Raw genomic sequence first — 20,935 nt, 5'->3', positions numbered from 1 at the left:
GAACGCCGCTCTTGTTTCATCACTTGGGAATAAACAATGATACCACCTAACAAAGCATCTATTTTCATTTGGTAAATTGAGGTAAAATATAGCAGTTACGGATTAACGGTTTGTTTGATTGCGTTCCATCATACCACCAGTGGGAGGGCTTCACATGAATGCGGAGCATGTTGTAATTGGAATAGACGGCGGCGGGACGCACACCCGCGTCATGGTCTGCGACCTTTGGGGCCATGTGCTTGCCTACGCGGAACGAGGCTCTGCCTCCTTTTATAAAGACGAGCAGGCTTCCCAAAACGTACAAGGAGCAATAGCAGAAGCACTGCGCCTGGCAGGCAGAACGACCGAGCACGTACTGGCGCTTGTTGCCGGAATAGCCGGGTTCGATAAGCCGTCCGATCTCGAATGGATCGCTCCCTTAACCGAGCTGCCAGGGCTCACATGTCCAAAGTGGCATGTGAATGATGCTGTATCTGCACACTCCGGCGCTTTGATGGGGAGAACCGGCATTATTGTCATAGCAGGAACCGGTTCAATCATCGTGGGGATCACAGAGGACGGGCAATTCATACGCAATTATGATTTTCATCATTATGCAGCCAGCGCAGCAAGGTTTATCGCTTACGATGCCGTATATGAAATGCTGGCAGGCAGCTTTGGCGATACGGATGATAAGCTTCTTCATGCCATGCTGAAGCATTGGGGCGTCTCTTCCATCAGTGAGCTGGCAGCCGCAGCCAAAAAAGGGTTCGCCGAGGATCGCAGAGAACGCGATAAGCAATTTGGCGAGTTTGCCCCTGCCATTACAGAAGCGGCTGAGCAAGGAAGCTCCGCGGCGATCCGCGTTTGCAATCGCGCCATCGATCAAATCAAGGTCGGCATCGAGCTGCTTGCTGCCTCCTTCGCTAGCGATGAGGTGGAAGTCGCCTTCATAGGCAGCGTCGCCAACAGCCCTTACTTCTCGAAAGAGCTAAGCATGCAACTTCTGCATGGAAACAATAAGCGTTATTCCGTCGTGCAACCGCAATTCCCCCCCGTTATCGGCTCTGTATTGCTAGCGTTAAAACATATCGAAATTCCCATAGATGATGCTCTTATCGAGAATCTTTATGCTTACAATCATCAGCGTCAACATTAGCCAAGCTCTGATCTCTACACCTAAAAGCCTGTTGCATCCACCGTATTGGTGGATGCAACAGCTTTTTTTCTGTTTTAATGCCTGCCAATTACGAATTTTTCTAATAAACGATTTAATTATATTGACTTGATATATATCGAAGTGATATATTGTGAATCGAGTTATTAATTTGGAAAAAAATACCGGAGGACGCCCATCCTTAGGAAACCGACACGGAGGATGCTTCAATGAACAGTCAAGATGTTATTTTAGGCATGCTTATGAAACGCTCGTTATCAGGTTACGAGATAAAACAGTTGTTCGAGGATATATTCTCTTATTTCTATAGCTCCAGCTATGGAACGATTTATCCTATGCTGCACCGGTTGGAAAAGGAGGAGCTGATAACGAAGGAAAATGTGCTTCAAGAAGGCAAGCCTAACAAGAATGTATTTACGATAACGGAGAAAGGCAAAAGCCAGTTTAGCAACTACTTGCATAGCCCTGTAGAACCCGATGCGATCAAGTCTGATTTTCTGATGCGGCTTTATTTTGGCCAATTTGTAGAGCCTGACGTCGTTATTCATTGGTTGAATAAGGCGCAGGAGCAGACACAGAAGCAATTGGATGAGCTGAGCGAGAAGTACGCCATTTATAAAGACGACATGCATCCGGCACATATGATTTGCATAGAAATTGGGATCAAGGAGTATCGAGCCAAGTTGGATACGATTCAAGAAGGATTAACGCGTATTGAGAAACTATAATCGGGAGAGAAGGTTTGGCATGACTGGATCACGTTCTAATAATAAGCTCGTCATTCTTGCGATGGCGCTAGGGCTTCTGATGTCATCGCTGGATAATACGATTGTCGCTTCGTGCATCAATAAATTAAGCGAGGATTTTAACGTTTTCGATAAAGTAAGCTGGGTATTTACCGCCTATATGCTTGCGGCTACCAGCACCATGCTCGTCTTCGGCAAACTATCTGACTTATTCGGCAGAAAAATGTTCTATCTGATCGGAATCGGAATGTTTCTGCTTGGTTCTGCCTTATGCGGGCTTGCGCAAAGCGCCGACCAGCTCATTTGGTTCCGCGTCATTCAAGGCATAGGCTCGGGCGCTTTGATGCCAATCAGCTTCACTATTATCTATACCATCTTTAAAGATCCGAAGGATGCAGCAAAAATGTCAGGCGTATTCGGAGCGATCTTTGGCCTCTCCTCCGTTGCAGGCCCCCAACTTGGCAGCTTTATTGCCGAGCATCTCGGCTGGAGATGGAATTTCTATATCAATGTGCCCATCGGGCTAGCATCCATGATTGTATTAATGTTTGCCTTGAAGGAGACTCGTTCAGACCGCAAGCCGAAAATCGATTATTTGGGAACGTTATTTCTTATTATCACGACAGTTTCCTTAATGCTTGCGCTTGAATGGGGCGGTAAAACGTATGCTTGGAACTCATGGCAGGAAATTAGCTTATTCGCGACATCCTTAGTCGTTGGTACCTTATTTATTTTCGTTGAGCTGCGTGCTGCCGAGCCTGTGCTTCCCCTTAGCATTTTTAAAAATAAAATGGTTCTCGGAACAAGCATTATTTGTTTCTGCCAGGGCGTCATTATGTTCTCGGCGATTACGTACCTGCCCAGCTTTACTGTAGGCGTATTAGGCCATTCCAATTCCAACGGCGTGCTGACTCCTATGATGGCTTCACTCATTGCGGGTGCAATTCTATTCGGCTACTTACAGTCTAAATTCGCCTTCCGTACACTGATGCTGTTCACGATGCTGATGACCATTGTTGCCGCTTCGCTGCTGTCTGTCGTAAGCTCTCATGCTTCTAACGGGTATATGATTGCCCTTATGATTCTGCTTGGCTTAGGCGCGGTCGGGCCTTTAATGAGCGTAGCGCAGAGCGCGATTGCCGCAAACGTTGATCCCAAATACATGGGCGTTAGCTCCTCCATCGTAGGCTTCTGGCGCAACATTGGCGGTATAATGGGCGCTACCATCATGGCGACGATTGTGAACAACAATTTAAATCAATTAATTACGGAGGGAGCGGATAAGGCTGGGATTCCTTCTGATAAAATCAGCACGCTAGCGAACCCAGAGCTGCTCATGCGAGCAGGCGGTCAATTAGATCCCCAGATCCGCAGCTTCCTTCAAGAGGCGCTAGGTACAGCCATTAATCACGGTTTTATTCTCAGCATTTGCATCGGCGGCATTGGCCTCGTTACGGCGATGTTTGTAGGGGCAAGCAGGCTTGGCTCCACGAAGAAACAAGCCAGCGCTGCGCATATATAAATCGAATAAGGGAGGCAGCGCTCATATTAGTGCTGCCTCCCTCTTGCCTTGAAGTTGCAAGCCGATTACCGGCTCTTGCGTTGATCAGAAAGAACAAGCAAACTATCCCTACAGGTTTCGCCCCATTGCTTCATTTGGAGAATAAAAGGACCCCATTGGCCAGAGACTCTTGACCTTGCCGTTACGGATACCTTTATGCTAGTTGAGTGAATGAAAAACTTGAATAAGGAGGAAGTAACGATGCCGGATCATGATGCCATTTATGCCAATGAAGCAGAGCGTTACCATCAATTAATTGCGAAGCAGCCGGATTTAAAGGAAGTTATTGAAGAAATACGGCCCATTGAAGGGCTGGATGTGGTAGACCTTGGGGCAGGCTCGGGAAGGCTGACTTCCGTGCTGGCTGGGCTCGCCAGATCGATTATCGCGCTGGATGCGAATGAGCCCATGCTGCATCTTGCGGCCGAGCGGCTTACACAGGCTGGCCATACGAATTGGCGTACACAAGCAGCCGATCACCGGCAGCTGCCGCTTGCGGATCATAGCGCAGATTTAGTCGTGTCGGGCTGGAGCATTTGTTATTTGGCTAGCGACGAGCTTGCTGACTGGGAACAGAACATTCGGCAGGTCTTGGCTGAAATAAAGCGGGTTCTACGCCCTGACGGGACCGTAATCATCTTCGAGACGATGGGTACCGGCTATGAGACGCCTAATCCGCCCAGCTTCTTAAAGCCGTACTACGCTGCCTTAGCCGGGCAATACGGCTTCTCGCACAAATGGATACGAACCGACTATTCGTTTGACAGCGCAGAACAAGCCGAGCAGCTAGCCCGCTTCTTCTTCAGCGATGAATTGGCTGACAAGATCGCGCGGGATAAGCTCGCCCATCTTCCCGAATGCGCGGGCATATGGTGGCTGCATCTCCAAGAGGCATAGCAGCTAGTTCCCTTTTTGAATGCACCAGGTTGTCATGCAGCGCTTGCCGGACACGATGACGGTTTTGAGCGGCTCGAATAATTGGCCCTGAAGCCTCGCGGTAAGGGCCAAGAGCCGTTCGTCATCTACGAGAAAACGACTGCTTCCGTCAGGAAGCAGATAGCGCTCGTTCCCAAGCGGCTGTACGAGGGACTCCATTCCTGTCGAGGACGCAAGGCGAGCGAACAAGCGCCCGCCCGGCTTCAGCACGCGCCAAAGCTCTTGAACCATTTGGTCAAAATGCGCCTCATGCTCCGCGAAATGCAGCACCGCGCTGCTGATAATAAAGTCAAAGCTTTCGTCTGCGAAGCTCATTTGCTCAACAGCCTCCACACGTGCCTGCTCCTTGGACCAGACAGGCGCAATTGCTGCTGCTACACGCTGCACCTGCTGAACGGCAGCCTCTGAACGGTCAATGGCATACACCTTATAGCCGCTTCGCAGCATATAGGTTACATTCCGCCCCGAGCCGCAGCCTGCATCAAGGATTCGCATCTCCTTCGTGATACGTCCTTTCAACAGCTGGTCAAATAAGTAAATATCGATATCGCCAAACTGCTCCTTCAAATCTTCCATCATCAAGCCTCCCCCTATCCGCGAAGCCATTAGGCTGCATAAATATAAACCTTTGTCCGGTACATATCCCGGCACGTAATGACCTGCTCAGGCTCCCAATCCTGCAGCGCGAAGCAGACGCTTATAATGTGCGCACCAGGCGTGAGCTGGCTCCGCAAAATAATGCTTAAGCGCCGCATCGCCCCCGGATACAGATAACAGACGACTGTATCCACATCCCGGTAACAATATGTGTATAAATCGTCCTTAATGAACGATACATTCGTCTGATTATTAAGCTTTGCTGCGAGAAAAGATATCCACATGGGGATAACTGAATTTTCGATGCCAATAATTCGCCATCCCTTGCGGGCTCTTCCTGCCTGCAGCGCCAATGTCCCCCAGCCGGAGCCGGCTTCCACCATGATGCCGCGGCTTGGCAGCTTTCTCAGCGCAGCGACGACCGTTCGCCGCACGGACGCGGGAGAAGGCATCGGCGAGATGCCGTTGCGCCAGCTTGTATAAACGATCAAAAGGACGGCAACCAGCACGAATGCGGCAACCGCCATCAACATAATCTGATAGATGAGGCTTTCCATAATGCTTCCCTCACTTTTTTGCACGAGCTTGCTTCTGCTTTAAGCCTTGTTCCCTCTGCGAACCTTCAGCTGCTTGCCCTTAACGGTCGTATTCTTCATCACTTCAAGCACAAGCGACCCTTTGCCGTTCAAGATCTCTACATCCGTGACATTATCGAGTATCGTAATGATGCCGATATCATCAGCGGACACGCCTTCGATCTTCGCGATCGTACCGACAAAGTCGACGGCTCTAAGCTTCTTCTTCTTGCCGCCGTTGAAATTAAGCTTCATGATCTGCTTATTCAGCTGCTCCCGCTTGTCTTTTTTGAGAACGGGACCAACATTGATCTTTTGCTCAAATTGTTCCCTGCGCGCGTCAACCGCCTCTTCCGATGGAGCCTTCGATTTCTGAATAGCGAATCCGATATAGCTCTCGATTTCAGCAAGCCGTCTGCTGTCCTTTGGCGCTACGAAGGTGATCGCTTTGCCCGTCTTGCCTGCTCGTCCAGTTCTGCCCGTACGATGGACATAGCTTTCCTTCTCGAGCGGAATATCGAAGTTGATGACATGTGTAATATTCGTAATATCGATGCCTCTGGCTGCAACGTCCGTCGCTACTAAGTAGCGGAACTGCCCTCTGCGGAACGCATTCATCACTTCAAAGCGCTCGTCCTGCTCCATCCCGCCGTGAATGCGGTCGCATGGATATTCCTGCTCAGCCATTTGGCGGAACACCTGATCGACATTTTCCTGTGTTTTGCAAAAAATAATGCAGCTATCGGGATTTTCGACAATCATAACATCCTGAAGCAAAGCGAATTTGTCCGCTTCCTTCACTTCGATAACCGAATGCTCAATCGTTGCCGTCGTTAATCCTGCAGCCTTGATCTCCACATGAACCGGCTCATTCATATATTTCCGCGACAGCTTAGCCACGTCCTCCGGGAACGTAGCGGAAAACAGCATCGTCACCCTGTCCGTCGGAAGCTGCTGAATAATCGCCTGCACTTGCTCGATAAAGCCCATGTTCAGCATTTCATCAGCTTCATCGATCACCAAATATTTGATGCGCTCCAAAGCAAGCGTTCCCCGCTCAATATGGTCATGCACCCGTCCCGGCGTCCCTACGACCATATGCGTTCTTTGCTTCAGCTCTGCCTTCTGGATATGAAACGGCGCCTTTCCATAGACGGCCATTGATTTGATCCGCTTGAAACGGCCAATGTTCGTGATGTCCTCATTCACTTGCAGGGCAAGCTCCCTTGTTGGCGTGAGCACGAGCACCTGCGGCTTATTTTCATTCCAATCAACCAGCTCGCACAGCGGAATGCCGTAAGCCGCAGTCTTGCCGCTGCCGGTTTGCGATTTAACGACAAGATCCTTCTGCTCAAGCGCCACGGGGATCACCTCTCGCTGTACCTCGGTTGGCGTTTCGTAGGCTAGGCTTTCAAGTGCCCGTACGATTTCATTGCTTAAGGCATAATCCGAAAATGTTGTTTCACTCATCTATAGACCTCATTTGCGTTTTTATCGTTCATTTATTCGTACTCTTAAGAATAGCACACTACCTTGCCTTTTGATCTATAAACCTTATTATTTCGCTTCCGCACATGGTTAAACGATGAAACGGCGATTATTTTATATCCGCTTAACAAAGTGGAATTTGGGGTACAAGAGATAACAAACGGTACTACAAAAAGTGAGTACTAGTGGGCAATAGAATAGGTCATTATAATACAGACATACCAACATGAAAGGCATGTGAGTGCTATGCTTCGGTTAAACGTTACGCGTGTCGGCTTTCTAATGGGCGTGTCCCTGCTGCTTGCTGCCATCATCTACTTCTTCGCTGCCAACTGGGGCGGACTTGGCCGCGCCGATAAAATACTTGCCTCTGCAGGCATTATGGTGCTGTTCTACGGCGTAAGCTTCATTTTTTCCAAAATGAAAATCATGCTCGGCCATCACTCCTTTCTGTCCGCTATCTTTCTAGTGGGTGGCTGCATTTCGTTCGGCGCTGCCGTGGCGCTATTAAATCAAATCTATAATTCGCATGCCGACAATTACGAGCTTTTTCTCGTTTGGTCGATACCGGCACTGCTGCTTGCTTTTATAACCCGCTTCAATCCGTTCTACTTGCTCGCGTACGCATTGGTTCATCTCACCTTGTGGCAATATTTTTTCCCAACCTCCCTGCATGTCGTTCATACTGACAGGGAGATGCTGATGATCGGCTGCTTTTTTGCCCTAATCAATCTCCTCCTGTTCGTGCTCGTTGAAGCTAAGCTGATCCTATCGGCCCCGCTGAAGTACGCTAGCTTTATTGTGTTCCATATCGCCTTGCTCGTCTTGTCGAACTCCACCCTGTATGAGCTATATGGGCCATGGATGAATATCGCCTGCGTAGCTGCCATTGCGCTTGGATTCTACTATTTTACCCGCATTCATCTAAACAAAATCATGCTGACGCTTAATGCGCTTGCCGCATCCGCTTTCGCCGTATTCAAGTTTTTGGAGCTGATGTCGGAGCATGCGTCCACTACATTTTTTGTTTTTGGACTGGTCTTTGTTACGTTATTGCTTACAGGAAACGTCTTTTTCTTCCGTTACTTGAACAAGCTGGGCACGCATGCTGCAAAAACCGAGGAGCAAGAAGCCGGCAAGGAAGCAGAAGAGCATAAAAGCGCACTCGTTGGCAAAATTGTTTCCACCATCGTCACGATAATTGGCGTATTAATCGGCAGCATTTCTTTAATCGGCTTAGTCTTTATGGCATCCGATTCGGTGCCGCCAGAGAACGTGCTGCTTATTATCGCCTTCGCGTTCATTATTCCCGTTCTATTGCTGCGCCGCCTAAATGCCGTCGTTCGCTATACGGTGCTTACAATCGGATACGCTGCGGGAATGATTGCTATCGCTTGGATCGATTTAGCGGGCCTAACCTTGCTTTTCTTGGCCGTGACGATTGCCGGCTGGTTCAGCCTGCAAGGACGCGCACAGCATTTCTTCATCTATTCATTGATCAATATCAATATCGCCATTCTTCTGTTCCAGCTGTTCGAGTCGGCTTATCAAGCCGCTTCCTTCATCGTGTTCATCATGGCGAGCCTGAATGCGGTCATCTACGCTAGCCACCTTCTGATTAGGGAAGGCGCGCTAAGGCAAAATATAAGAGAATGCGGACTGTTCTTTACGCTGCTGCTTCTGTTCTGGCTTACGTTTATGGAAGATATTTTCCCTTATTCATACGAGCTGTTCAATATCGCGAACTTCATTGTCGTGACAGCGTTAGCCTTCGTGTATGTCCGAAGCAACCGCGTGCTCGAGGCTGCTGTGAGCTTAGTCTTCTGGTTCGTATTTCTCGCTTTCAAATATTACGACTTGTTCTGGACGCTGCTGCATAAGTCGATCACGCTTGCTCTGCTTGGACTAATCGCGATTGCGGTCACCTATGTTTTTGCCTACCGTACAAGGGCTGCTGTCCCTGAAGAGACCGATGCGTACAGCCGATTGCTGCGCAAAAGCCCCATTCTGATTGGCATTGTCATAGTGCTGCAGCTGGGTTATGTGGGCTATCATGCAGCTACTAGCGAGGCGTTGCTCTCGAATGGCACCTCGATTAAGCTGGCGATCGAGCCGATTGATCCGAGGTCCATCCTGCAGGGGGATTACGTAAGGCTGGGCTACAGCATTTCAACCCCTCCGGTTAATGTCGCTAAAGAAATCGAATCGCGCCGAAGCCTCAGCCGGATCAAGGTCGTGCTTCGTCCAGGTGATAGCGGGGTTTACGTATTTGATCGACTCTATACGAGCGGAGAAGCGCTTGCGGACAAGGAGATCGTCATCAATGGCACTTCGAGCGGCTGGCAAACCATTAATTACGGTATTGAAACGTATTTTGTTCCCGAGGGAACCGGCACCGAAACCGAGCAAAATGCTCGCTTTGCTTACGTAAAGGTAGGCAAGAGCGGCGATGCGATACTGGAGCGATTAAGCAAGGAGTAACCGTAAGCCTCTTGATAACAAAAAATAGCAGGATGAATGCCGCTAACCAAGCTGCATACATCCTGCTATTTTGATTAATTTGCCAACTTGCTGAGCTCGGGAAAATCCTCTAGATAACCGTTTCGCTCCAGCTCCATCAATGCCTTCCGAATGCTTTGCTCGTCTTCGCCGGATTGGTCAGAGAGCGCCAGAAGCTCGGACAGACTGATATCCTTATGCTCCTTGCAATAGGTTAACAGCCCTTTCGCTGCCCATGACAGACGATCATCCTGGAACTCACCGATCATTTTGCGGAACAATTTATGTGGGATTAGCTGCTCATCAACTAAGGCTTGCATTGCTTTAATGGCATATTTCGTTGTCATGCGGCCTTTCTTGGCAACCTCATCTATGGTGAGTGATGCTGAATCCGCGGTGCTTGAGCTAAGCACGATATAAATCATTTGCGAATAGATGTCCAAGCTCTGATTATAAAAAATTTCAGTGGAAACGGTAAAATTGCGTACATTGCTTGGTGAAAGTTCTGTTGTCATGATGATGCTCTCCCTTCCAATTGGTCTATACCATAATAAAGGTTCGGATACGGGGTTTCAAATAAGGCTTTATTAAAAAAAGTTAATTTCCTCAAAATCCAATTCCACCCATTCGCCACATTTTCCCTTTTACATCCGTCTTCCTTGTAAGTAGCTGCTGCGCGCATGCTCTACAAGACTAGAAAGGATGTTGCTCGATTGATAACCATTCAAAACTTATCCCATCAGTTCCATATCGGAAAGTCAGGCACCGAAAGGATCGTTCCCGTTTTAAGCCATGTCAATCTCGAGGTTGCCAAAGGGGAGATCGTGTCCGTTCTAGGCCGAAGCGGCTCAGGCAAATCAACGCTGCTTAATCTTGCAGCTGGCTATATAAAGCCGACTAGCGGCAGCATTAGCATCAACGGAACCAATGTTACCGCTTATTCAGAGGCGCAATGGGCAAAATTCCGTTTAGCCCATATGGGCTTTATTTTTCAAAGCTTTCAGCTGATGCCAGGCATGACCGCATTCCAGAACATCGAGCTTCCGCTTACTCTCAAGGGGATCGATGAGAAGGAGCGCGGAAAGCTGGTGAAGGAAACGATGGAGCTCGTCGGCATGAGTGAATATGAGCAATATTATCCAAGCGAGCTGTCCGGCGGCCAGCAGCAGCGGATAGGTATTGCCCGGGCAATGGTGCTCCGGCCGTCCATCATTCTCGCAGATGAGCCTACAGGAAGCCTCGACAGCGAGACGGAGCAGACGGTGCTGGCCTTTATCCGGCAATTAAATCAGCAGTGGGGCACAACATTTCTGATGATTACGCATGACGCCGAGGTGGCTTCGATCGCACATCGGTCGGTGACCATTCATAACGGACAATTGGTTATATAGGAGCGAGGGATACGCGTGAAGTGGAATGATAAGTATCGTTTTGTGAAGCAAAATATGAAAAAAAATAAATCGCGGCTGTTCATGACGATTTTAGCTACGGCTATGGGCTGCTGCTTCCTCGTCGTGCTTGCTTCAATCGGTTTCGGCTTTCAGAAGAGCTTGACTGAGCAAATTACGTCCTTTGGCAAAATTACTGAAATATCGATTTATGGTAAAAAAAATCAGACAGAAGCGACAACCGATTACACGTCTTCGCTCTATTCGATGGATCAGATCCATTTTTTTGAGGGCCTTCCTCATGTGAAAGCGGTAGTCCGGCAAAACGCGGTCAATCTCGCGTCTAAGTACGCTATAGGAGATTATGTTGCCGAAACCGATCGCTCGCCTGTTTTTACTTTCATGGAGACAGAAAAAAATGGAAAGCTTGAGCTGGCTGAAGGCCGATTCCCGGAAAAAGCGAATGAGATCATTGTCGGCTACAACTTTGCAGAAACCCTCCATCTGCCTTCAAAGCCTGAGCAAGCCTATAAAGGGAGCTTACTGAATGAAAAGATTAACATCACACTGCTTCAGCCTAGCGATCCGCAGCGAAAGACAAAGCAGCAATCGGTCGAGATCCAAGCAACCATTGTAGGCGTACTAAAGCAGCCGCCCAAAGAATGGCTGAAGGACAGCACCGTCGTCATGGATGAGCAAGCGCTCAAATGGGCAGCCTCCATCTTATCCGAGGAGGATCAGCTACTAATCGACCGCTACCAGAACGTTTTGGTGTACGCCGATGATATGCAAAATGTGAGCGGAATTGCAGACAAAATTAGAAATGCCGGCTACAATGTCTATTCCGTCGTCAATGAACTGAACAAAGTGGACGCCATCTTCTTGTTCGTGAAGCTTGGGCTGTTATTCGTAGGAGCAATAGCGGTGTTGATTGCGGCAATCGGCATTTATAATACGATGACGATGGCGGTAACAGAGCGTACCCAGGACATCGGCATAATGAAGGCCATTGGGGCGTCTCCCTCCTCGATTCGCAGCATCTTTCTTATGGAGAGCAGCTTTATTGGCGTGGTCGGCACGCTTATCGGCACGTTAGTTGCCTTTCTCGTGAGTCTAGCCGCTAATAAAATCATCCCTCTTATCCTAAGCAATCAAAATGAGAACAAAGAAGAAGCATTCGACTTCGTTTTCAGCTATATCCCTTTTACGCTGATCTGGGTATCGGCAGCGATCAGTGTCGGCATCGCTATTCTATCCGGCATGCGGCCGGCGCGCCGCGCAACGGAGATCGACGTCCTTCAAGCGCTTCGCAGAGATATCTAATTGCCTTTATGCATAACAAACCAGCCGATCCCTTATAAGAGGTCGGCTGATTCCTTTTTTACAACTATTGCTTAGGTGCTGCTGCATTATCTTCGGAAGTGACGATCACAATTTCAGCATTTGTAATGGCTGGCAGCGATTTCGTCATCATTTTGGAATGATAAGCGACAATTTTGGTTCCTTCTCTAAGTACGGTTTCTCCGGCAAGCAGCGGAATCACGGTTGTATCCTCGGAGATGTTCAAAATGATATCATTGTCTGTTGATTGGTCAGAGCCTACGTTGACATATACTTGGCCTTCCGTTGTACGGTCCGAAGTGACGACGGTGCCTTCAATTTTGCTCGTTTCCGTTTCTTTCACAACAATTTTGTCAGCCTTTGTTTGAGCCGGGTAGATCATCGTCATCACTTCACCGTAGCTCACTTCAACGCGAACATCATTTTTCAATGCATCCTTCGTTAAAGGGCTGCCGTCAAGACCGACAATTTGCGTCTTCTCATCCACGGTTAGAATGACATGATTCACTCCGCCCTTTGCCATCGGCTTGCCAATTACCGTATATTTATTATCCGTAATGCTCGTAATAATTCCGTCCGTGCCCACTGCATCTTGCTCGTTCTCGCCAGCCGTAGTGTCCACCACCACATATTTTGTAGTTGATTGAGGCGGAATGCTCATCGTAACGGCAGGCCCGTAAAATGCTTTGACGCTCATGCCTGGCTCGATTGCGCTAGCCTCAATCGTCTTGCCATTTTGGTCCAAAAGCTGAGCTTTGTCGGCAAAATGCAAAACGATAGTATCCTCGATCGAAGTATAAATATCTTTACCTTTTACGACGATCCCGTTTTCTTTCACTTCCGATACGGTGCCGTCAATTGCGGTAAAGTTTTGGTCTTGAACGACAAGCGTCAATGCAGTTCCTTGAGCTGGAATGCTTTTTGTAATCGCTCCGCCGTAAAACGCTTTAACAATCTTTTTCTCATCAATAATCGTTTTTAATGGAACTCTTTTCCCTTTTGCGTCAACAATCTTTGTATCCTTGGTAATGGCTAGAATGATTTCACTCTGATCGCCCACTGCAAGAGCGCGGCCAGTAACGGTTATGAATTTACCTGTTTTATCGTTCACGAAATTCGTAATTTGACCCATTGTCCCGGGAACAATCTTAAGCTGATTCTGAATATTGCCTTGCCCGTTATGGATCGTCTGCGGCGGAACGTCCTGTGCGCTTGCTGCCAGTGGCATAGCTGCCAACGCAAAAATAGACGCTGTTGCTAATACTTTGTACATCTTGTTCATTTGTCATTCCTCCAATTCTGAATCATGCTTCATGTTCGTTTATCGAATGGCCTACTCGATTTTAGACGAGGAGGTTTTTGGAATGTTGCACAAGCTTCATTTATGCATGGAAAATATTTACTTAGTTGTGTGCATTGTGTGAACATGCAATCTCATTCAAACGGGTAAAAATGTCCATCTCCTGCCTCGCAGCGGTGTCGATATTTGTCCAAATCGACATGTCCATCCTCGCTTGTTTCCACACCTTCTTGGTTTAAGTAGAACACCTGCATATCACGTGCTTCCTCATCCCGAATTGCGATTTCGCCCTTTGCATTAACGACCCTGTGCCACGGAAGCTGATGAATATCGCTTAGCGAATGAAGGATCCGTACGACCTGACGCGCTCCTCTGCGGCTTCCCGCCTGCTCCGCAATTTGTCCATAGGTCATGACCGTGCCTTCCGGGATGGCTTTAATGATGTTAATAACCCTATGAGTAAAGGGTTGCATATGTATCACCCACTCTCTAATGGAATTTGTAATCTCGCAAAGCATTAGGGATAATTCGCGTAAATTAGACAAAAATATAGTACTATCCGTCCATGATAACGCAACGCAATATTTTTTTGAAAAAAGTTATAAATTTCTTTTTAACTTTTGCCGAAAACGATGTAGAATAGAAGCAAAGGGTTCAAATCCGATTACGTCTACTCGCTATTGCATCTCCCTTCTTGAAGTGGGGATTAGACTGTTACGTGCACTCAAGCATTTTTTCGAAAAACTATGTGAAAAGTGTAACAATCTTCGACGGTGTATCCTTACCTTTAGCGGCTGACACAATTGAGACTAAAACTTACTTTCAACTTTACGTAAAGGAGGACATTCTATTATGTCACAACCATCTGCAGGACAAGAGATCGCAGCAAGCCTAGTCGATGAAAAACAATCGTTAGATGTACTTGATCAGTTAATGAAGCCGGAGGTTCAACAGTCGTTGACTGTGCTCGTGGACAATCTTCCGAAACTAGCTGAAATGGTCACGCTTATGACCAAAGCTTATGATTTTGCACAAAACATCGCTACAGACAAAGTTTTGATCAACGATTTCGCTCAAGGTATCGGTGAATTCGTCAAACCGGTCCAAGAGAAAGCAAAAGGTATCGCATCTGCAGCTATTGAAGCTGGCGAGCGCTCCCAAGAAGCTGCCGGTTCTACCGTTGGCCTATTCGCTATGTTGAAAATGCTGAAGGATCCGGAAGTTCAAAAAACGCTGCGCTTTGCGCAAGCTTTCCTTAGCGTGTTGTCTGAACGCAAAAACGAAAACGCATAATACACTGATTACGCATAGAACGAACGGAGGATGAACATGTCGAAGCAAATTTTAATTCTTGGTGGCGGTTATGGCGGTTTGCTTACTGCTCTAACAGCACGCAAACACTTGTCAGCAGCAGAAGCTAGCATCACAATCGTGAACCGGTTCCCCACTCACCAAATCATTACTGAGCTGCACAGACTTGCAGGAGACACCATTGCTGAGCAAGCGGTTGCTCTTCCACTTAGCAAGCTTCTAGGCGACAAACATGTCAATATCATCGTTGATTCGGTGAAAGAAATTAAACCAAACGAGAAGCAAGTTGTTCTTGCAAGCGGCCAAGTACAGAAGTACGATACGCTTGTTGTGGCGCTTGGAAGCGAAACGAACTACTTCGGTATCCCTGGTCTCGAAGAGAACAGCCTTGTCCTTAAATCTGTTGCTGATGCTAACCGCATCCGTAAGCATGTTGAGGATCGCCTTGACGCTTACAAAAAATCAGGCAACAAAGCTGACGCAACGATCGTTGTGGGCGGCGGCGGCTTGACTGGCGTTGAGCTTGTAGGCGAATTCGCTGACAGACTTCCTGAGATTTGCCGCAGCAAAGGAATCGACTTCAATGATATTTCGTTATATTGCGTAGAGGCTGGTCCAGCCGTTCTGCCAATCTTCCCGAAAGTATTGATCGATCGTGCTGTTTCCAGCCTTGAGAAACGCGGCGTTAACTTCATTACTAGCGTTGCGATTACAGAAGCTACAAAAAGCTCCGTATCGCTTAAAGACGGACGCACAATCGAGTCCAGCACAATTATCTGGACTGGCGGCGTAAAAGGCAACCCTGTTGTCGGCAGCAGCGGCCTTGCAGAAGACCGCGGCCGTTCACTCGTTACGCCAACGCTGCAATCAACATCGCATGCTGATGTATTCCTTGCTGGCGACTGCGCAGTTGTATTCCCAGAAGGCAGCGAGCGTCCTTACCCGCCAACAGCACAGCTTGCTTGGCAAATGGGCGAAACGGTAGGCTACAACCTAGCGGTTCAAATCAAAGGCGGCGTTATGGATAAGTTCGTACCGGTATTCTCCGGAACGCTTGGCAGCCTTGGACGCAAAGACGGCGTAGGTACGATCGGCGGAAACGCGACACAATTGAAGGGCTTGCCTGCATCCCTGATGAAGGAAGCGAGCAACGTTCGTTACCTTTCGCATATCCACGGTCTATTCGCACTTGCGTACTAATATACGGAAATAGGAAGAAGGAGGGCAAGCTGCCCTCCTTCTTTCTGTTTACATACTCGTTATCGTCTTAATCAATGGATGCGGCACTCGTAATTTTGTTCTTGCCTGAATTTTTCGATACATATAATGCTTTGTCCGCAAGCTGAAATAGCTCTTCAAAGGTCATTTCGCTTCTTTCCGAGTAAACGAGTCCGCCACTGGTCGTGACCGAAATGGACTTCTCCTCGGTTATCCACGTTTCGCTGCTTTCTATCATTTTTCGCAGCCGCTCGGCACGCTCTTGGCTATCTCTCTCGCTGCTGGTCCTTAGGAACACCGCAAATTCCTCGCCGCCTACTCTACCTACAAGGCCGCTATCTGCATATGCCTTAAGCAACAGGCTCGAGAAGGCCATCAATACCTTGTCTCCAGCCAAATGTCCATGTATATCGTTAACCTTCTTAAAATCATCGACATCCAGCAGCAGCAAGGAGCAGCCCGGGGTTGTCTCGTTCAGCTGCTCCCTTACTCTCTCTACAAAATGTCTGCGGTTGAATACGCCTGTCAGATCGTCAACTGTCGCTTGCGCGTACAACTTCTGCCCCGTTACTCTGGCAAGATTTGCTTCCTTTATTTTATAATCCATCGCTTGCCTTAGTCTATGAAAGACATATACGATTGCGATTAAGCTGGACATAAACAGCAGCAATACAAAGGTGTGTATGAGCATCGTTGTCGTAAATTGGTTATATGCAGCTTCGCCTGCCTCCAGCCTGTCTATATGAATGAGCTTATTCGCAATATATAATCCGTTCAGCAATAAAATAAGGGTACAAACGATGATCATAAACCAACGGTCGACGTAAAGGCAAAATAACGTCACAAGCGGGAACACGAAGGTAAAGGTCACCGATGTTGTAGCCGACAATAAGGTGAACACATACATCAAGAAGAAGCCGCTAAAGGTCGTGTATCGTACATATCTGGTGAGCGGATTTATTTTATAGAAGATCGTACCTGCAATAACAGACACCATTCCTCCCGTCAAAATAGACACCACAAATGCTATCGAACGAGTCCCCTTTACAAATTCGATCAAAAAGCCAGCCGATAGGATTAAGACCATAACCCAGCAAATGATGATTACTATAAAGTTTACAGCGCTTTCATAATAAAAAGCTTTCTGCTCTTTTATCTCGGATGCTCCTCTCTGCCGAATCCATCTATACGTATATCGTATAAGGAAATGGAGGCCTTGTCACTGAAAATTATTGGTCCGTAAACGGTGAATAGGTAGTGTTATATGCTCATCATAACACAAAACAATGCCAAGCACGGTAAAGCCATGCTTGGCATTGTTTTGTGTTATTGGGTATTTCTTGATAGTACTGAATGTCACTAGGTATTACTAAGTATGTCCTAAATAGCCTGTTATACGGTACTAGCTCCAAGCTTCAATATCATCATCATCTATTTCTTCTTCGGCCACCGGCTCAGGAGTAGACGCCGAAGGAGCTTTTTCGACTGCTACCGCTTCTTCCGAAGCTGCCGCCATTTGCTCTATGCCTGCAGCATAAGGCCGATATTCGCTTGCTGCTTGCTGCGCGGCAGAAGTGCCCTGCAGCATATTTCTCTCCATTGGTACGAATGCCTGCAGGTTGCGAACACCATTCAAAGAGATTTCATTCTCGACCAAATATCGTAGAGAATCCATCAGATTGGACTGCGAATTCAGCCATTGCATCACCAATGGATCCTCTGTTTTTTTGGTTTTCAAGCTAATGTTGTCGCCAGGAAGCTTCGTTTTTTTCATAACAATCACCTACCAGAATCCATTAGATTATGCCCAAGCTTGCATGATGAAAGCTTATGCAGGCTGAACCGCTTTATTTTTGAGCGCCTCGTAAATTTTGCCGCGCACAAAAGCGTCGAGCCCCATTGCATTCAGAAGCACGGCATAATCAGCCGGAATGTACAGCAGCTGCATTTCTCTTTCCGTGCACAGTTCCTTAAGCTGCGGATATAGGACCGAACGCATTAGAATGCTGCCGCCGCCATATACACAGATGAGATCGATCTCATTACGAGCCTTCGTGAGCTGTTTTTTGACATGCTGCACAATTTGTCTAACTTGGCTTTCAAGCGGCCTTTTTAATGTTTTCAATGCCCTTGCATGGTATTTATGCTTCGGATTTTTGATAACATCACTGAAAAACTGCCTTGGGCTATCCGGCAAATGAATGAGTCGGTTGAACTCCTGCAATGCTTCCTCAATCGCATATCCAGCGCCATGGTGGCTGCCGTGAACGAATTGACGCAAAAACTTATTGCCCTCGGTAATCGGATACTCCGTAGAGCCATCTCCGATATCGATATGAAGAATGCGCTTGTCTTTAAAATAACTGCCGTTAAATTTCTTCTCGATCCCATAGGATTGCAGGAAATCATCAAAGATTTCTCCTTCTCTCCAGCCACCAGCGGAATCCTTCTGCAATGTGAAAATAACCGGCGTCGCCTCTGGGACGACCTTAGCGAAAGGGAATACGATTTTTACGGCTACGCGCTGGATACCCAAATGTACGGTTACGTGATGCGTACCGGATGTAAACCGTTTCTCAAATTTGGCCGACGTCTCATCCGTATGCTGTGTCACCGGCAGCGCCGTTGCCATATCAACCTCTACGTCGATTTGCTCAGGTATTTTCTTCTCTTCCTCAAATGCCTTCTGAACGGCCATCGCTGCGATTTGTGCCAGCGTATTAATAATCGGCAAATCCATATCACTTTTTTGATCGATGCCGATTTGAAGGTTGTCCAATATTTCTCCGCTCTCAAGAGCAAACTTCCCAACATAGTACATGCCCGGTCTTGCGGCTGGCGAATCGATCGTGACGACCAGCTGGTCCTGTAAGTTTTTCACAAAACTTTCCGGCGATTGCTCTTCGCTCCATGGAAGCTCGTCCACCGTACAATTCACATTCGGCTGCTGAATCAGTTTACCGTCAATAATAAGATCATGCTCACTGTTTCCGTTATCGTTGCCTACAAAGAAATGATAATTCATAATTGCTCTCCTCCTAGAAAAGGTTTTAGGAAACAAACTAGCTGATGGCATATGTGTATAAACGTAAAACATTCCTTGGTATTACTTTGCCATACAAAGTGTTAGTATACATCAAGCTAGAGTCCCATACCCCATTAAACTTTTCTCATCTCTTTTTGTCGGAAAATGTGCATATGAAGCGGTTGGAAGGCGATGCTGTCGGATTTATATATTTTAGCAGCAAAAAAAAGCTAACCCGTCGTCAACGGATTAGCTCATGAGATGTCTATTCAACTATTGAAATGTTTTCGGAAATTGCTTGATAATCCCATCCGAGAGGATGTCCGCAAACATAATCATATGATCCAGGCCCTTATCGAAGGCAACAACATCAGCTTTCCAGTCCTTAGTAAGCCTTGCCATGACAGCATCGGTAATGAACTGCAAATGAACATATAACATCTCTTTTAGCTGCTTATCCGTCCAGTTCGGGTTGGCGCTGCTAAGAAAAGCCGCGATATCATCGGCATTTCTATGCCACTCTTTATTGTATTTATCTGCGTCTGCTTGATTTCCACTCTTCATCGCCGTTAATACTTGGCCTGCAATCGAAATATGCTCCTTCAAGAGCTCAGCCAGCTTATTGCCTGCTGCCTCGCCATAAAACGGCTTAACCGCATCCCCAATATCCTGCTGGTTTTTTAGCAGTCTATCCAGTACGGTCTGCTGATCCTCCAGCCCTGCAATCGCACTCACTATGTAGCTTTTTGTCCATACGACATGATCGATCCATAGCTTTCTCATATCTTCCTTCAGCTTTACGGCAGCAGGGCTCACATAGCCCTCATGACCATTTCGGTGATGTTTGCCGTTTGCTTCCGCGCTTAGCGGGGCAGCACTAAAAGCCATCATCATACATACTAGCGCAACGATAAGCAATCTGCTCTTCATGGATACCTTCTCCTTTAATGACATGAATGGAATAACGAATAGCCTGTCATAGTGTTTGCTATTCCTTTCATTTCATTCATAGAAGTTGGCTAAGCGGTGTAGGCATTCCATCAATACTTTTCGAATTTTTCTCTTTTCGATATTCCTTTAAGCCTTCTTCGCCTTTTAGAGCCGCCCAGCGCTGCAGCGTATCTCTTTCACCCTCGTAGGACATGAACGGGATCGAGTAGCCGCAGGAGGTCTGCACCTTGTGAACTTCGATGTCAATGATTTGCCTAGCGCCCGGAATCGGCGCGAACAGCGGATACAAGGCATCCCATTCCGCGGAGCCAGGAAGCACAACCGTACCTATACCGTACAATCTCAAGATGTTGGGCGCTCCTTCAAATGCGCAAAACATGATGGTAACTCTCCCATTCTCATCAAGATGCGCGCTTGTTTCATTTCCGCTGCCTGTCAGGTCTAAATAGGCAACGCGATTAGGGGATAAAATGGCGAAGGAGTCATGTCCTTTCGGAGAAATATTGACATGTCCCTCTTCCGACAACGGCGCCGATCCTACGAAAAAAATGTGCTGCTGGCGGATAAATGCTTCGTGCTGCGGCAGCATCGCATCAAATTGTTTTCCCATAATGCCCTCACCCTTCTTATTCCAAAATCAAATGCTTTATCCTATGCACTTCTGTCGTTAGCTATTAATGTATAAGCAACCTTCCCCTTTTGTCAATTCGTTCCAAAAGTAATATGGCGGCACTCGTAAAAAATTGTTTTTTATGTGCAATACGTATGCGGGGTTATATTGCAGAGGTGGATGAGGCTGCGTTCGAGGCTTATGCGATGCTTGTTCGATGCTGATGGGAGCTC

The 20,935-nt window shown here is 47.4% G+C and carries 20 protein-coding genes; 9 read left to right on the top strand and 11 right to left on the bottom strand.

Annotation, left to right across the window (positions count from 1 at the left end):
- Positions 1 to 154 precede the first annotated feature (154 nt).
- From HI950_RS26155 to HI950_RS26140, 4 genes are all read left to right on the top strand, one after another.
- Positions 155 to 1,138, top strand: coding sequence for a BadF/BadG/BcrA/BcrD ATPase family protein (locus HI950_RS26155; protein ID WP_169084177.1), 984 nt, complete (start codon positions 155 to 157; stop codon positions 1,136 to 1,138).
- A 227-nt stretch (positions 1,139 to 1,365) separates the two neighbouring features.
- On the top strand, positions 1,366 to 1,884 hold the full coding sequence (locus HI950_RS26150; RefSeq protein WP_169084176.1) for a PadR family transcriptional regulator: 519 nt from the start codon (positions 1,366 to 1,368) through the stop codon (positions 1,882 to 1,884).
- A 19-nt stretch (positions 1,885 to 1,903) separates the two neighbouring features.
- Positions 1,904 to 3,424, top strand: a complete 1,521-nt coding sequence (locus HI950_RS26145; RefSeq protein WP_169084175.1) for a DHA2 family efflux MFS transporter permease subunit — start codon at positions 1,904 to 1,906, stop codon at positions 3,422 to 3,424.
- Between the two features lie 240 nt (positions 3,425 to 3,664).
- A complete protein-coding gene (locus HI950_RS26140) occupies positions 3,665 to 4,360 on the top strand; it encodes a class I SAM-dependent methyltransferase (protein ID WP_169084174.1) in 696 nt (231 codons plus the stop codon).
- Positions 4,361 to 4,363: 3 nt separating this feature from the next.
- Here HI950_RS26140 and HI950_RS26135 read toward each other — a convergent pair whose 3' ends face one another.
- From HI950_RS26135 to HI950_RS26125, 3 genes are read right to left on the bottom strand one after another with little or no spacing between them, the layout of a single operon-like run.
- Entirely contained in the window at positions 4,364 to 4,978 is a 615-nt protein-coding gene (locus HI950_RS26135; RefSeq protein WP_169084173.1) for a class I SAM-dependent methyltransferase, read from the bottom strand.
- Positions 4,979 to 5,004: 26 nt separating this feature from the next.
- Positions 5,005 to 5,577, bottom strand: a complete 573-nt coding sequence (locus tag HI950_RS26130) for a class I SAM-dependent methyltransferase (RefSeq protein WP_317618446.1) — start codon at positions 5,575 to 5,577, stop codon at positions 5,005 to 5,007.
- A 15-nt stretch (positions 5,578 to 5,592) separates the two neighbouring features.
- On the bottom strand, positions 5,593 to 7,041 hold the full coding sequence (locus tag HI950_RS26125) for a DEAD/DEAH box helicase (protein WP_169084172.1): 1,449 nt from the start codon (positions 7,039 to 7,041) through the stop codon (positions 5,593 to 5,595).
- Between the two features lie 264 nt (positions 7,042 to 7,305).
- On the opposite strand from HI950_RS26125, the gene HI950_RS26120 reads away from it, so the two are divergent.
- A complete protein-coding gene (locus HI950_RS26120; protein WP_191297057.1) occupies positions 7,306 to 9,540 on the top strand; it encodes a GDYXXLXY domain-containing protein in 2,235 nt (744 codons plus the stop codon).
- Positions 9,541 to 9,614: 74 nt separating this feature from the next.
- On the opposite strand, the gene HI950_RS26115 is transcribed toward HI950_RS26120, so the two are convergent.
- Positions 9,615 to 10,073, bottom strand: a complete 459-nt coding sequence (locus HI950_RS26115; RefSeq protein WP_169084170.1) for a hypothetical protein — start codon at positions 10,071 to 10,073, stop codon at positions 9,615 to 9,617.
- 198 nt (positions 10,074 to 10,271) lie between these two features.
- Here HI950_RS26115 and HI950_RS26110 point away from each other — a divergent pair, with 198 nt between their 5' ends.
- Positions 10,272 to 10,949 carry an ABC transporter ATP-binding protein gene (locus HI950_RS26110; protein ID WP_169084169.1) on the top strand — a complete coding sequence of 226 codons (678 nt, stop codon included), beginning with the start codon at positions 10,272 to 10,274 and terminating at the stop codon, positions 10,947 to 10,949.
- Between the two features lie 15 nt (positions 10,950 to 10,964).
- Positions 10,965 to 12,269: an ABC transporter permease gene (locus HI950_RS26105; RefSeq protein ID WP_169084168.1), complete on the top strand. Its 1,305-nt coding sequence runs from the start codon at positions 10,965 to 10,967 to the stop codon at positions 12,267 to 12,269.
- Positions 12,270 to 12,333: 64 nt separating this feature from the next.
- Here HI950_RS26105 and HI950_RS26100 read toward each other — a convergent pair whose 3' ends face one another.
- Both HI950_RS26100 and HI950_RS26095 read right to left on the bottom strand, forming a co-directional pair.
- On the bottom strand, positions 12,334 to 13,569 hold the full coding sequence (locus tag HI950_RS26100) for a peptidase (RefSeq protein ID WP_169084167.1): 1,236 nt from the start codon (positions 13,567 to 13,569) through the stop codon (positions 12,334 to 12,336).
- Between the two features lie 152 nt (positions 13,570 to 13,721).
- Positions 13,722 to 14,060 carry an MGMT family protein gene (locus tag HI950_RS26095; protein ID WP_169084166.1) on the bottom strand — a complete coding sequence of 113 codons (339 nt, stop codon included), beginning with the start codon at positions 14,058 to 14,060 and terminating at the stop codon, positions 13,722 to 13,724.
- Positions 14,061 to 14,439: 379 nt separating this feature from the next.
- Here HI950_RS26095 and HI950_RS26090 point away from each other — a divergent pair, with 379 nt between their 5' ends.
- Entirely contained in the window at positions 14,440 to 14,880 is a 441-nt protein-coding gene (locus HI950_RS26090) for a DUF1641 domain-containing protein (RefSeq protein WP_169084165.1), read from the top strand.
- Between the two features lie 36 nt (positions 14,881 to 14,916).
- Positions 14,917 to 16,098, top strand: coding sequence for an NAD(P)/FAD-dependent oxidoreductase (locus HI950_RS26085; protein WP_169084164.1), 1,182 nt, complete (start codon positions 14,917 to 14,919; stop codon positions 16,096 to 16,098).
- 67 nt (positions 16,099 to 16,165) lie between these two features.
- On the opposite strand, the gene HI950_RS26080 is transcribed toward HI950_RS26085, so the two are convergent.
- The 5 genes from HI950_RS26080 to HI950_RS26060 all read right to left on the bottom strand — a co-directional run bounded on the left by HI950_RS26080 (position 16,166) and on the right by HI950_RS26060 (position 20,702).
- The gene (locus tag HI950_RS26080) at positions 16,166 to 17,113 is read right to left on the bottom strand and encodes a GGDEF domain-containing protein (RefSeq protein ID WP_169084163.1); all 948 of its coding nucleotides are present in this window, start codon (positions 17,111 to 17,113) and stop codon (positions 16,166 to 16,168) included.
- Positions 17,114 to 17,518: 405 nt separating this feature from the next.
- Positions 17,519 to 17,890: a hypothetical protein gene (locus HI950_RS26075; RefSeq protein ID WP_169084162.1), complete on the bottom strand. Its 372-nt coding sequence runs from the start codon at positions 17,888 to 17,890 to the stop codon at positions 17,519 to 17,521.
- Positions 17,891 to 17,944: 54 nt separating this feature from the next.
- The gene (locus tag HI950_RS26070; RefSeq protein WP_169084161.1) at positions 17,945 to 19,141 is read right to left on the bottom strand and encodes a ParM/StbA family protein; all 1,197 of its coding nucleotides are present in this window, start codon (positions 19,139 to 19,141) and stop codon (positions 17,945 to 17,947) included.
- 273 nt (positions 19,142 to 19,414) lie between these two features.
- A complete protein-coding gene (locus HI950_RS26065) occupies positions 19,415 to 20,071 on the bottom strand; it encodes a glycosyltransferase (protein ID WP_169084160.1) in 657 nt (218 codons plus the stop codon).
- Positions 20,072 to 20,147: 76 nt separating this feature from the next.
- Positions 20,148 to 20,702 carry a pyridoxamine 5'-phosphate oxidase family protein gene (locus tag HI950_RS26060; protein WP_169084159.1) on the bottom strand — a complete coding sequence of 185 codons (555 nt, stop codon included), beginning with the start codon at positions 20,700 to 20,702 and terminating at the stop codon, positions 20,148 to 20,150.
- Between the last annotated feature and the right edge of the window lie 233 nt (positions 20,703 to 20,935).

This window comes from Paenibacillus sp. PL91 (assembly GCF_012935325.2).
Lineage (GTDB): Bacteria > Bacillota > Bacilli > Paenibacillales > Paenibacillaceae > Pristimantibacillus.
Note: the sequence above shows the minus strand (reverse complement) of the source record. Positions and strands in the feature narration are given on the sequence as shown.

What these genes read in the sequence shown, in the direction of transcription:
- HI950_RS26155 (WP_169084177.1), top strand. Translation starts at nt 155, where the DNA reads ATGAATGCGGAGCATGTTGTAATTGGAATAGACGGCGGCGGGACGCAC.
- HI950_RS26150 (WP_169084176.1), top strand. Translation starts at nt 1,366, where the DNA reads ATGAACAGTCAAGATGTTATTTTAGGCATGCTTATGAAACGCTCGTTA.
- HI950_RS26145 (WP_169084175.1), top strand. Translation starts at nt 1,904, where the DNA reads ATGACTGGATCACGTTCTAATAATAAGCTCGTCATTCTTGCGATGGCG.
- HI950_RS26140 (WP_169084174.1), top strand. Translation starts at nt 3,665, where the DNA reads ATGCCGGATCATGATGCCATTTATGCCAATGAAGCAGAGCGTTACCAT.
- HI950_RS26135 (WP_169084173.1), bottom strand. Translation starts at nt 4,978, where the DNA reads ATGATGGAAGATTTGAAGGAGCAGTTTGGCGATATCGATATTTACTTA.
- HI950_RS26125 (WP_169084172.1), bottom strand. Translation starts at nt 7,041, where the DNA reads ATGAGTGAAACAACATTTTCGGATTATGCCTTAAGCAATGAAATCGTA.
- HI950_RS26120 (WP_191297057.1), top strand. Translation starts at nt 7,306, where the DNA reads ATGCTTCGGTTAAACGTTACGCGTGTCGGCTTTCTAATGGGCGTGTCC.
- HI950_RS26115 (WP_169084170.1), bottom strand. Translation starts at nt 10,073, where the DNA reads ATGACAACAGAACTTTCACCAAGCAATGTACGCAATTTTACCGTTTCC.
- HI950_RS26100 (WP_169084167.1), bottom strand. Translation starts at nt 13,569, where the DNA reads ATGAACAAGATGTACAAAGTATTAGCAACAGCGTCTATTTTTGCGTTG.
- HI950_RS26095 (WP_169084166.1), bottom strand. Translation starts at nt 14,060, where the DNA reads ATGCAACCCTTTACTCATAGGGTTATTAACATCATTAAAGCCATCCCG.
- HI950_RS26090 (WP_169084165.1), top strand. Translation starts at nt 14,440, where the DNA reads ATGTCACAACCATCTGCAGGACAAGAGATCGCAGCAAGCCTAGTCGAT.
- HI950_RS26085 (WP_169084164.1), top strand. Translation starts at nt 14,917, where the DNA reads ATGTCGAAGCAAATTTTAATTCTTGGTGGCGGTTATGGCGGTTTGCTT.
- HI950_RS26080 (WP_169084163.1), bottom strand. Translation starts at nt 17,113, where the DNA reads ATGGTGTCTGTTATTGCAGGTACGATCTTCTATAAAATAAATCCGCTC.
- HI950_RS26075 (WP_169084162.1), bottom strand. Translation starts at nt 17,890, where the DNA reads ATGAAAAAAACGAAGCTTCCTGGCGACAACATTAGCTTGAAAACCAAA.
- HI950_RS26070 (WP_169084161.1), bottom strand. Translation starts at nt 19,141, where the DNA reads ATGAATTATCATTTCTTTGTAGGCAACGATAACGGAAACAGTGAGCAT.
- HI950_RS26065 (WP_169084160.1), bottom strand. Translation starts at nt 20,071, where the DNA reads ATGAAGAGCAGATTGCTTATCGTTGCGCTAGTATGTATGATGATGGCT.
- HI950_RS26060 (WP_169084159.1), bottom strand. Translation starts at nt 20,702, where the DNA reads ATGGGAAAACAATTTGATGCGATGCTGCCGCAGCACGAAGCATTTATC.